This window comes from Henriciella mobilis (assembly GCF_003576285.1).
GTDB classification, from domain to species: Bacteria; Pseudomonadota; Alphaproteobacteria; order Caulobacterales; family Hyphomonadaceae; genus Henriciella; species Henriciella mobilis.
Genome location: NZ_QWFX01000005.1, coordinates 487554 through 499515, shown reverse-complemented (window position 1 = coordinate 499515; position 11962 = coordinate 487554). Strand labels below are relative to the sequence as shown.

At 60.5% G+C, this 11962-nt stretch carries 10 protein-coding genes; 4 read left to right on the top strand and 6 right to left on the bottom strand.

The window, feature by feature from the left end; translation table 11 throughout:
* Positions 1 to 151: 151 nt before the first annotated feature.
* Positions 152 to 1429, bottom strand: a complete 1278-nt coding sequence (gene paaK / locus D1223_RS02320) for a phenylacetate--CoA ligase PaaK (RefSeq protein ID WP_119374790.1) — start codon at positions 1427 to 1429, stop codon at positions 152 to 154.
* A 333-nt stretch (positions 1430 to 1762) separates the two neighbouring features.
* On the opposite strand from paaK, the gene D1223_RS02315 reads away from it, so the two are divergent.
* Positions 1763 to 2680: an SDR family NAD(P)-dependent oxidoreductase gene (locus tag D1223_RS02315; RefSeq protein ID WP_119374789.1), complete on the top strand. Its 918-nt coding sequence runs from the start codon at positions 1763 to 1765 to the stop codon at positions 2678 to 2680.
* 407 nt (positions 2681 to 3087) lie between these two features.
* Here the strand turns inward: D1223_RS02315 and D1223_RS02310 are convergent, their stop codons facing one another.
* From D1223_RS02310 to D1223_RS02290, 5 genes are read right to left on the bottom strand one after another with little or no spacing between them, the layout of a single operon-like run.
* Entirely contained in the window at positions 3088 to 4017 is a 930-nt protein-coding gene (locus D1223_RS02310; protein WP_119374788.1) for an alpha/beta hydrolase, read from the bottom strand.
* A gap of 5 nt (positions 4018 to 4022) precedes the next feature.
* On the bottom strand, positions 4023 to 5069 hold the full coding sequence (locus D1223_RS02305) for a glycoside hydrolase family 43 protein (protein WP_119374787.1): 1047 nt from the start codon (positions 5067 to 5069) through the stop codon (positions 4023 to 4025).
* Positions 5070 to 5072: 3 nt separating this feature from the next.
* Positions 5073 to 6590, bottom strand: coding sequence for an alpha-N-arabinofuranosidase (locus D1223_RS02300; protein WP_119374786.1), 1518 nt, complete (start codon positions 6588 to 6590; stop codon positions 5073 to 5075).
* 54 nt (positions 6591 to 6644) lie between these two features.
* Complete coding sequence (gene araD1, locus D1223_RS02295; RefSeq protein WP_119374785.1) at positions 6645 to 7640, bottom strand: AraD1 family protein; 996 nt, start codon at positions 7638 to 7640, stop codon at positions 6645 to 6647.
* On the bottom strand, positions 7637 to 8353 hold the full coding sequence (locus D1223_RS02290; protein WP_119374784.1) for a FadR/GntR family transcriptional regulator: 717 nt from the start codon (positions 8351 to 8353) through the stop codon (positions 7637 to 7639). The genes araD1 and D1223_RS02290 overlap by 4 nt, the downstream gene beginning before the upstream one ends.
* Positions 8354 to 8462: 109 nt before the next feature.
* Between D1223_RS02290 and D1223_RS02285 the strand changes: the two genes are divergently transcribed.
* Genes D1223_RS02285 through D1223_RS02275 form a run of 3 tightly spaced genes read left to right on the top strand, consistent with a single transcriptional unit; the run spans position 8463 to position 11961 of the window.
* A complete protein-coding gene (locus D1223_RS02285) occupies positions 8463 to 10196 on the top strand; it encodes an IlvD/Edd family dehydratase (RefSeq protein WP_119374783.1) in 1734 nt (577 codons plus the stop codon).
* A gap of 11 nt (positions 10197 to 10207) precedes the next feature.
* The gene (locus D1223_RS02280) at positions 10208 to 10969 is read left to right on the top strand and encodes an SDR family NAD(P)-dependent oxidoreductase (RefSeq protein ID WP_119374782.1); all 762 of its coding nucleotides are present in this window, start codon (positions 10208 to 10210) and stop codon (positions 10967 to 10969) included.
* Between the two features lie 32 nt (positions 10970 to 11001).
* Positions 11002 to 11961, top strand: coding sequence for an ABC transporter substrate-binding protein (locus D1223_RS02275; RefSeq protein ID WP_119374781.1), 960 nt, complete (start codon positions 11002 to 11004; stop codon positions 11959 to 11961).
* Position 11962 lies beyond the last annotated feature (1 nt).

Genomic DNA, 11962 nt, shown 5'->3' with positions numbered 1-11962 from the left:
AGCAAAACCCCGAACATTCAAGAAAACGCTGCGTGGCTAGCAGCCACGCAGCGAGTGTTGGAGGAAACTGCCCGATCAACGGTCAGCCCCGATCAATATATTTAATACGAACGGTCGGTCAATGAATAATTGGCTTCCATTCGAATTTCCCTCATGCGTTCCTCTTATCCTTGACCCGCTGCGCCTTGCCCGCCGATCTGGCCAAGGTGCCCGGAGCGACAACTTCCACAGTTGTGGAAACGCCTATTTGGGTTTTTATCCGCGCGCGAAGGCTGTCCCGTGCCGCGTCGACAGCGCCGCTCTCCAAACCAGGTTGCGCCTCAATGCTGATCTTCACTTGGTCCAACCGTTCCGGCCTTGTTATCTCAATTTCATAGTGAGGAGACAGCCCTGCAACCCCGACGGCAATCTCCTCGATCTGGCTCGGAAACACGTTCACACCGCGGATGATCATCATGTCGTCGCTCCGTCCGCAGACGCGTTCCATCCTCCGCATAGGCCGGGCGGTTCCCGGCAACAGACGTGTCAGGTCCCGCGTCCGGTATCGGGTGATCGGCATCGCCTGCTTTGTCAGGGAGGTAAAAACAAGTTCCCCGAATTCACCGTCGGGAAGCACTTCCCCACTCTCCGGATCTATGATTTCGGGGAAAAAATGGTCTTCCCAAATCGTCAGACCATCACGAGTCTCCACACATTCATTGGCTACGCCCGGCCCAATGACTTCAGAAAGGCCGTAGATGTCGATGGCATCAATATCGAAGGCGGTCTCGATTTCCTGGCGCATCGGGTCGCTCCACGGCTCGGCACCGAATATTCCGATTTTCAGTGAGGTCGTCCTCGGATCGACGCCACGCCTACGAAACTCGTCGAGAAGCGCCAGCATGTAACTTGGTGTGACCATTATGATTTCCGGTTCAAAGTCGAGAATAAGCTGAACCTGCTTGTCTGTTTGCCCGCCGGACATCGGGATGACTGTACATCCTAGGGCTTCAGCGCCGTAGTGCGCCCCCAGCCCGCCGGTAAAAAGGCCATAACCATACGAGATATGCACCTTCATGCCTGGCCTGCCACCCGCCGCCCGAATCGAGCGGGCGACAACTTCGGACCACATGCGGATGTCATCCCTTGTATAGCCGACAACAGTGGGCTGCCCCGTTGTTCCAGACGAAGCGTGGACACGAACCACGTCCTCGATGGGCACTGCGAACATTCCGAAAGGGTAGTTCGCGCGCAGGTCCGCCTTGGTCGTGAATGGAAGACGCGACAAGTCCGCCAATGAGCCCAACGATGATGGCTCAAATCCCACGCGATCGAAGGCCTGCCTGTAATGCGGGGAATTCTGATAGGCGTGACTGAGACTCTGCTTCAGCCTGCCAAGCTGCAACTGACGCAGTTCCGATACGCTCAGCTGCTCGGCAGCGTCGAGCATGGGCACATAAGACTTCACCGGTATCCTCCCCGATTGTCACGGCTTTTCATAATTATGCGACCATACGGTCTATTATATATGGAGCTGGTCGCCTACCCTCTTTCGCGAAGCTGCCGGCTACTGCCTGTCGCACCACACTTGGCGCGCCGCAGATTTCCCGGATGTCGTACACCTCGGAAAAGTTTCCCCCGGTTCATCGCTATGCACGAAGTTCACGAGACCGGGCGTGAACCATATTTTTCAGCGGCCTGCAGCAATGCTTGACGACTCCCTTGCTCAATCCATTCAATGTGTTAGTCCGACCATTCGTTCTTTTTTATAATTGGGTCTGATATGGCATTGCTGGAAGGCAAAACTATTCTCGTCACGGGGGGCGGAAACGGCATTGGAAAAGCCTGCGCCCTCCTCGCCGCCGAACTGGGGGCCAAAGTCCTGGTGAATGACCTTGGCGGTGGCCTTGCCGGCGATGACACGGGCGCGGCAAGTCCGGCCGAAGCGATTGCCAATGAAATCAGGGCCAGGGGCGGCGAAGCCATTTCGAATTCCGAAAGCGTGGCCGAGTTTTCCTCGGTCAAGGCCATGGTCGAGCAGGCGATCGATGAGTTGGGCGGTCTAGATGCCGTCATAAATCCGGCCGGGATCCTCAGAGACGGCATGTTCCACAAGATGCCCGTGGAAGACTGGGACAGCGTGCTCAATGTTCACCTGAAGGGCGCTTTCAATGTCGCGCGCGCAAGTGTGGACCATTTCCGCGCAAAGGAATCGGGGTCTCTTGTTCTCTTCACGTCGACATCAGGGCTGATCGGAAATCTGGGACAGGCCAACTATGCGGCCGCAAAGATGGGCGTTGTCGGGCTCTCGCGAATTCTGGCGATGGAAGGTGCCAGACAGAATGTGCGCTCGAACGTGATTGCGCCTTTTGCCTGGACCCGGATGATCGCCTCCATACCGGTCAAGGATGAAGCGAGCGCCCAGCGCGTGGAGCGCATGCGCCTGGGGATGAGGCCGGAACAGGTCGCCCAGCTTGCCGTGACCCTCTGCGCCGATGCGGCAAAGGACGTTTCGGGGCAGATATTCTGTGTACGGGGCAATGAAATCCAACTGTTCAGCCAGCCGCGCCCTGTCAAATCGGTCGCGCGGATGGAAGGCTGGACACCAGAGACAATACTCGATCAGGCACTTCCAGCGATGTCAGGATCATTCACTGACCTCGCCCCTTCCGCAACGGTGTTTCCGTATGACCCGGTCTAGATAGTCACAACATCTACACAAGCAGTCCTGAGGGACCAAGACGAAATTCATAACGCTCAATATGAGGCAAGTGCAGCCGTGAACGTAGACCAGCTATATTCTTTGCCTAAGACAAGCCAAACTACATCAAGGGTGTGCTGCTACGTGTTAATGAAGGCATGCACGGCACTTAGTCGAAAACCCATAGGGTTCCGAAAATGTCGTGAGATCTTTTTAATGCACACGGAGCGCACACGAAGACCTGTAACTACCTGATATTTATGTCCTTTTTCTCCAATCCATCATCGGCGCGACGGAAAATCTGTAATCGAGCAAGATGTCCTTGACCATTCCGACCTGCATGGTGGCAATTGGGCCTCGTCCAAGCACACATTGCCTTACCAGTAAATCGGCGAGGTGTTCGCCCGCTACTCCTCGGAGCTGGCTTCAAGGAAACCGTTCACGCCCAGCCAGTGGATGAAGGCATCGAACCACTTGTTGCTGGTGCGGTCCGGATTGCCGAGGCCGAAGCCATGGCCGCCATTCTGGTAGAGATGGAACTCAACCGGGATACCGGCATCGAACCAGGACTGGATCAAGCCAAACTCGCCGCCGAACAGGAAATCGTCCGTCGCGATTGCTGCGAACATGGGCGGCGCACCCTCCGGCACGTCGACCGGGCCCATGCCGCCATAGATCGGGCCGATAAAGGCGAGGTCGACGGTCTCCGAATTGAGCGTGGTATGCATTGTCAGGCCAGCGCCGGCGGAAAAGCCGATCATGCCGATCCGTGCCGGATCGACGCCCCACTCTTCCTTGTTTTCAAGGATCATGGCGTAAGCGGCTTCGGCATCCTCCAGCTGGTTGGAGAGATCCCAGCGCGGCGGTCCGGCGGGTGTGTCATCATCCTCGTCCCGATTGCCCGCCTCGGCGAAGCGCCGTTCCATCTCTTCCTTGAAGCCGTCGAGTGTGTCTGCTGTCGGCTGTAGCCGGTATTTCAGGACGAACGCGTTGATGCCCTTGTCCTGAAGCGCCTCGGCGACTTCCCAGCCTTCATTGCCCATGGACAGCCACATGAAGCCCCCACCCGGCGCGACGATGACGCTGGCGCCAGTGGCTGTCTCCGGGTCCGCCAGGAAAGGCGTGAGCGTGGCTGCGGTAATGTTGCGCGCCATCGGATCGCCCCACTGGCGAAACCAGGATTCGCTGGCCGTCTGGCCTTCCACGCCGCCTGTATTCAACGGGATCGCTCCAGGCTCGGCAGGCGCCTCCATGGGATACATCGTCCCGTCCTGAGCAAGCGCCGGGCCGGCGAAAGTAACGGTACAGAAGGCCGCGATCATGGATCGGATCATCATGGCTTTTACCCTTCCTCGGTGGACTGGCTTGCGGGCGCAGGTTGCGGTGGAACGCTGATGCCCTCGAGTGTCTGTTCGACTGGCTGAAGCGTGCCGTCTTCATTGTGGTAGAGATATTCGACGCGGACGGAGCGCCGGCCGAGTGCCCCCGGCACGCCGTCGATCGTCTGTGACGCATCGTGGTAGAAGAGATACCACTGGCCTTCAAACTCGACCGTGCCGGGATGGATGGTGAAACTGTTCTCACCCGAACCGGTGAGCATTCCCTGTAGCGTCCACGGACCGGTGATGCTCGGCGCCGTCGCATAGTGGATCTGTTCATCCTCGCTGACGCTACGGTCGATCGCGGCGTAGAGGAGATAGTAGGTCCCGTTGTGTTTGTGGATCCAGGGGCCTTCCTCGTAGGGCGCAATGTCGAGCGTCTGGATCGGGCCGTCGAGTTCGATCATGTTCGGCGCAAGCTTCGCATAATAGAGGATCTGGTTGCCCCACCAGAGCCAGGCCGTGCCGTCATCGTCCTGGAACACGGTCGGATCAATGTCATCCCAGGAGTGCGCGGCCATCTTCGTCATGCTGTTGCTGATGAGAGCAGACCCGCGCGCATCGACGAAAGGCCCGGTCGGACTGTCGGACACGGCCACCCCGACCGCCTTGCCGGGATCGGTGTCGTCGTGCTCGACCGTTGTGTAGAAGTAGAATTTGCCGTCTTTCTCCTCGACCTCGGACGCCCATGCGTCGCGCTTGGCCCACGCAAAGTCGGTGGGCTTCATGACCGGGCCATGCGCCGTCCAGTTGCGCATGTCGTCGGAGGAATAGACCAGCCATTCGGTGATGTTGAACATCTGGTCTGGGCCGGCCTCGTCATGGCCGACATAGAGATAGACCCGCCCGTCATGGACCATGGGCGCGGGATCGGCTGTGAAGACATCCGAAAAGAGCGGGTTGGCCCCCGGCAGTCGGGGCTCATTTGCCGCCGGTGCGCCCTGCGATACGCAGGCTGAAAGGAGGACCGCAGCAAGGCCGGTCGTCAGCGATGATCGTTTGGCAGACATCACTCACTGCTCCTCTGTCAGGACAACGACCGAATGCGGCGGCAAGTTTGCCACGCCGCCTTCGACCTCGAACGGCGATGGCGTGACAGCCTCCGGTGCCTCGAACGTATTGTGCGCGTCCATGGCGTCCGCTGTCAGGATCCGTCCCGTGAAGGCACTCGCCCCGAACGCACTGATATCAACGGCGTGCGCGGCCTTCGCGTCGGAATTGATGAGGGCGACAACCAGCTTGCCGTCCGGCGTTTTCGCCGCCGAAAGGCTGATCGCGGGGATGGTGTAGTCACCATGGCTGTAATCCGGCGCATCGTAGCTTACCGGCAGCGCCGTCGCGCCCTGGAAGGGCTTGTACATCTCGAAGACGTGATAGGTCGGCGTCAGCACCATGTCGGGGCCATCCGTCAGGATCATGGCCTGCAGCACGTTCACCATCTGGGCGATGTTGGTCATGGCGACCCGGTCAGCATGGTCATGGAATATGTTGAGGCTGAGGGCCGCGACGACCGCGTCGCGCATAGTGTTCTGCTGGTAAAGCGCCGGCGTGTCCTCCGTGGCCGGGTCGTACCAGGTTCCCCATTCGTCAACATACAGGCCGAAGTCGTCACCCAGGTCTTCATGCTCTTCGAACATCGCGATCTGGTCCGTGATCACACCCTCCATGCGCAGTGCGCGTGACAGGGTGGAAATCCATTCCGCCTCCGGAAAGCCCACCGCTGCGCCCTTGGCGCCCCAGTCGCCGGTCGGCAGGGAGTAGACGTGCACGGAGATGCCTTCGGCCAGATCGGCGATGTAAGGATGGCTCAATACGGCGTCCGAGTATTCGATATTCTCGTCATGCGAGCCGGAGATGATGCGCTTGGGCTGCTCGCCCTCGGTCTTCGCGAAACTGGAATAGAGCGCGTACGTGTCCGCGTAGTATTCCGGCGTGATATGACCGCCACAGCCCCAGGTCTCATTGCCGATGGCGAGATAATCCACGGTCCATGGCTCGTCCCGGCCATTGGACCGGCGTTCCTCGGCGCGGTCGCCTCGGGTGGCCGTGATGTATTCCAGCCAGTCGGCGGCGTCCTTCGGCGTGCCGGTGCCGATATTGATGTTAAGATAGGTTTTCGCACCTAGCCGTTCGGCGAGGTTGAAGAATTCATGCGTCCCGAACGTGTTCGGCTCGAGCGTCCCACCCCAGGCGGCGTTGGTACGCAGTGCCCGTTCGCCGATGCCGTCACGCCAATAGTAGCGGTCCGAATAGCAGCCGCCCGGCCACCGGATCACGGGAATGTCCAGCTTGTCGAGCGCGGCGAAGACATCGTCGCGAATCCCATCCGTATTGGGGATATCGCTGTCTTCGCCGACCCAGATGCTGCCATAGGGCTGGGCCCCGAGATGCTCGAGGAACTGGCCGTACACTTCTGGTGCGATCGTGCCTATGGGCGAGGACGGATCAACTGTGGCACGCGTCTGCGCCTCGATCGTCGCACACGCCGATAGCGCTATCATGCTTGCCGCTAATAATGCAGACCGGATCATTCTTTTCTCCCTGATCTATTCTCGTTGTTTCGCCCCTGTCCGGGCGCCCCTGCCTTATAGCGGCAGTGGGTGGAAGTCGGATTGGGCTTGCCCTTCCACGATGCGGTTTCGCAGCGGAGCGCCGAAGCCCTCCGCGCTGATCTCAAAAACATCGCCCGGCTTGGCTTCGATACCATCCGCAAAACTCAACGTCGCCGTCCCGAAGAAATGGACGTGCACGTCGCCCGGCCGCCGGAAACCTTCATATTTGAAATGGTGCGCTTCGAGATTGGCGATGGAATGGCTCATATTGTCTTCGCCGCTGGCAAAGGGCTTTTCCCAGACTGTTTTTCCATCGCGCGAAATCATCGACCTGCCCCGTATGTCGGCAGGCAGCTCGCCGAGCCGCAGCTCTGGCCCGAAAGCGCAGGGGCGCAGCTTCGAATGGGCAAGATATAGATAGTTGATCTTCTCCATCGTGTGGTCGGAAAACTCATTGCCGAGGCAAAAGCCGAGACGACGCGGCCGGCCATCCGGCGCGATGATGTAGATGCCGGCGATCTCGGGCTCTTCGCCGCCGTCAAGCGCAAATCGGGGTAAGACAAGGTCTCCGCTAGGCCTGACGACCGACAGCCCGTCGCCCTTGTAGAACCATTCCGGCTGCACACCCTCCTGCCCGCTTTCCGGCTTGCCGCCTTCAAGCCCCATGCGGAACATCTTCATGGAATCGGTGAGGTTTTCCCCGCCCGCTTCGAGCTTCGCATGCATGGCGTCGCGGGTGTCGGCGCTGCCGAGATGGGTCAGGCCGGTCCCTGTCACCAGAAGGTGGGCCGGGTCGGGGTGGCTAATGGGCGACAGGATGCGCCCCTCGAGAAGCAGCGCTTCATAATTCAGACGCCCAGAACCCTGTGAAGCCTGGACAGCGTCAGACAGTCGAAGCCCCTGCTCCATCACTTTGAGAGCAAAGTCATACAGCGAAATCGCAGGCTCCAGCGGCGCCAGCGTTTCGCTGTCGAGAACACAGGCAACCCGCACGACGCCAGAATCGTCGAGATACTGAACGAGGTTCATTGGTGATCCGTCTCGTCAATGCCGGCAACATGAACGAAATCCCGGCGCGACTCTTCGAGGAGGATCTGCATCGTACGCGCCGCCCCTGCGCTGTCGCGCTTCAGGATCGCATCGCAGACCGCCTTGTGGCGCGGCAGGGACAGGTCATGGGTGTGCGGATGGCGGCTGGTAAGCTCGATGGAGTATTTGAGCGCATTGTAGAGCGTGCGCCCGATATGGGCGAGAAACGGGTTTTGCGTCGCATCGACAATGGCCTGGTGGAATTCAAGGTCCGGGTCCATGAGATCAGACGTGGTATCGGCCTCCTCCATCGCTTCATAGGCTGAGCGGATGCGCACCAGGTCCTCTTCACTTGCATTCCTCGCCGCCAGCGCCGCAGCGCCCGGCTCATAGACCATGCGCGTATCAAACAGGGAGTCGATGAAGTCCTGCTCGGGCAGCGACTGGATTGTCCAGCGCAGCACGTCCGGATCCAGCATCGACCAGTTCTCACGCGCCCTGACCGTCGTCCCGACCCGCGAACGCGACTCCACCAGCCCCTTGGCCATCAGGACCTTTGTCACTTCCCGCAGGATGGGCCGGCTAACGTCGAATTCCTCGCCGAAATACTGCTCGCTCGGCAAACGGTCACCGACCGGATAGTCGCCCGAGACAATTCGCAGACCGAGGGTCTCGACGAGTTGTTCGGTGAGGTTTCGAGGTTTCAGCGACATGAGGTAACCGATGTGTTGGCAGCGTCTTACTCATATTGTATGACCAGATGACGCAAATCAAGCCGCGTTCAGAAAGCGCCGCAAAAAACGGTTCAGGGAGAGGCATTGAATGTCTGACCAGAAGAGGAAACTCCGGTCTCAGGCCTGGTTCGGCACAGCCGACAAGAACGGCTTCATGTACCGGTCCTGGATGAAGAATCAGGGGTTTCCGGCACATCAGTTCGACGGCAAGCCCGTCATCGGCATCTGCAATACCTGGTCTGAACTCACCCCCTGCAACGCACATCTTCGCGGTGTTGCCGATCGGGTTAAGCAAGGCATCTACGAGGCGGGCGGTCTGCCGGTAGAGTTCCCTGTCTTCTCGAATGGCGAGTCGAACCTCCGCCCCACAGCCATGATGACCCGCAACCTTGCCAGCATGGACGTCGAGGAGGCGATCCGCGGCAATCCCGTCGATGGGGTCGTGCTGCTGGTCGGCTGCGACAAGACCACGCCGGCCTTGCTCATGGGCGCGGCAAGCTGCGATGTCCCGGCCATCGTCGTCAGCGGCGGGCCGATGCTGAACGGCTACCACAAGGGCAAGCCCGTCGGCTCCGGCACGCTCGTCTGGCGGATGAACGAGCAATACAATGCCGGCGAGATCAGCCTCGACGAGTTCATGGCCGCCGAGCAGTCCATGTCGCGCTCGGCTGGCTCCTGCAACACGATGGGCACGGCCTCCACCATGGCCTGCATGGCCGAATCCCTTGGTGTGACGCTGCCCGAGAACGCCGCCATTCCCGCCGTCGATTCCCGGCGCTATGGCCTTGCGCACCTTTCCGGCATGCGCGCCGTGGAGATGGTCAAGGAAGACCTTACCCTCTCCAAGCTCCTTACCCGCGAAGCCTTCGAGAACGCGATCCGCGCGAACGCCGCAATCGGCGGATCGACGAACGCCGTCATCCACCTGAAAGCCATCGCCCAGCGGATCGGCGTCGATCTCACGCTTGATGACTGGCAGACGCTGGGCGCGGACGTGCCGACCATTGTGGACCTGCAGCCCTCCGGCCGGTTCCTGATGGAGGAATTCTACTATGCCGGCGGCTTGCCTGTCGTCCTGCGCCGCCTCGGTGAACTCGGCCTCCTGCACCGCGGCGCGCTGACGGCGAACGGCAAGCTGATCTGGGAGAACGTCAAGGACGCGCCCTGCCACAATGACGAGGTCATCCGCCCGCTCGGCAATCCGCTGGTCGCAAGCGGCGGCATCTGCATCCTTCGCGGAAACCTCGCCCCGCGCGGCGCCGTGCTGAAGGTTTCGGCCGCTACGCCGGAGCTGCTGAAGCATCGCGGCCGCGCCGTCGTCTTCGAAGACTTCAAGGACTACAAGGCCCGCTTTGCCGATCCTGATCTCGACATAGACGAGACCTCTGTCATGGTGCTCAAGAATTGTGGACCGAAAGGCTATCCGGGCATGGCGGAAGTCGGGAATATGGGCCTGCCGCCGAAACTGCTGAAGCGCGGGATCACCGATCTCGTCCGCATTTCGGACGCGCGGATGAGCGGCACCGCCTTTGGCACCGTCGTCCTGCATGTGGCACCTGAAGCGGCAGAATTCGGTCCTCTCGCCGCCGTGCGCAATGGCGACATAATCGAACTCGATGCGCGCGCGGGCCGGTTGCATCTCGATATCCCGGATGAGGAGCTCGAGGCCCGCCTCGCTGAGCTTCGGGCCAGTACCGTCGCCCAACCTGCCGGAGGATATGAAGGCCTCTACCGCCGGCATGTGCTGCAGGCCGATGAAGGCTGCGATTTCGATTTTCTTGTTGGCTGCCGGGGCGCCGCCGTCCCGCCCCATTCCCATTGAGCAATACCGTCATGACCGCCCCTGCCCCACTTACAAACACCTATCCGAGCCTCGCCGGCCGGACTGTCTTCATTACGGGTGGTGCGACGGGGATCGGCGCCGAGCTGGTCAGTGCATTTGCAGCCCAGAAGGCAAAGGTCAGCTTTGTGGACCTGCAGAAGGATGCGGGCAAAAGCCTTGCAGACACAACCGGCGCCAGCTTCTTCGAATGTGATCTGCGCAACACCGGCAGGCTTGCCGACATCATGGCAAAGGTCGGCGAGGCGAACGGCCCGATCAGCGTTCTCGTCAACAATGCCGCCGACGATACGCGCCACGATTTTCGCGAGGTCACTGAAGCCTATTGGGATGACAGGATCGCGGTGAATCTCCGCCACGCCTTCTTCGCGATCAAGGCCGCGCATTCCCAGATGCTTGAGGCCGGCGGCGGCTCCATCGTCAATTTCGGTTCGATGAGCTGGTATGAATGCCAGGGCGGCATGACCGGCTACACCACGTCCAAGGCCGCCATCGAGGGCATGACGCGCGGCCTTGCCCGCGATCTCGGCGCCGACAATATCCGCATCAACACGCTGGTGCCGGGCTGGGTGATGACACCGAAGCAAAAGGAAATGTGGGTCGGCGAAGAGGTAAAGCGCGAGATCGAACGCGGTCAGTCGCTGAAGAGCGAGCTGTTGCCGCAGGACATCTGCGCCATGGCGCTGTTCCTCGCCTCGGACGATGCGCGGATGTGTACGGCCCAGTCGTTTATAGTCGACGGCGGCTGGATCTGAATTCTAGAATAGAAAGAAAAACGGGAGGCCAAATGAAACAGCTTATCACGCTAATTGTTAGCGCTATCGCTATCGCAGGGTGCGGTTCCGGAAGCTCGGAGGGCGCCGCCAACGACCAGCTCACCGTCGGGTTCTCTCAGGTTGGCTCCGAAAGCGGTTGGCGGACGTCGTTTACGCAGGCCGTGCAGGCCGAAGCGCGCGACCGGGGCATCGACCTGAAATTCTCCGACGCACAGCAGAAACAGGAAAACCAGATCCGCGCTGTGCGCAGTTTCATTGCCCAGGGCGTCGATGCCATTGTCATCGCGCCCGTCGTCGAAACCGGCTGGAAGCCCGTGCTGACGGAAGCCAAGCGCGCCGGTATCCCGGTCGTCATCGTCGACCGTAACATGGCGCTCAAAGATGACAGCCTGTACCTCACGCGCGTTGCGTCCGACTTCGTCGAGGAAGGCCGCAAGGCCGGCCGCTGGCTGATGGAAGAGACGGGCGGCGATTGCGACATCGTCGAGCTGCAGGGCACGGTCGGCGCCACGGCCGCCATCGACCGGATGACCGGCTTCAATGAGGTGATCGCCAACTACCCCGATGCCGAGATCGTCATGACACAGACGGCAGACTTCACCCGCGCCCGCGGCAAGGAAATCATGGAGACCTTCCTGCGCGCCATGGACCCTGCCGATATCTGCGCGGTCTGGGCGCATAATGACGAGATGGCGCTTGGCGCGGTGATCGCCATGAAGGAAGCCGGTATCGATCCAGGCGACGACATTCTCGTCGTCTCCGTCGATGCCGTGCCGGACATCTTCAAGGCCATGGCCGATGGCGACACCAACGCCACGGTCGAGCTAAGCCCGCATATGGGCGGCCCGGCCTTCGACGCCATCGAGGCGCATCTGCGCGGCGAGAGCGTGGACAAGCTGATCTCGGTGAATGGCGACCTCTTCACCCAGGAGACCGCCGCCGAGGAATACCAGAAGCGGACCGCCGGCTGAG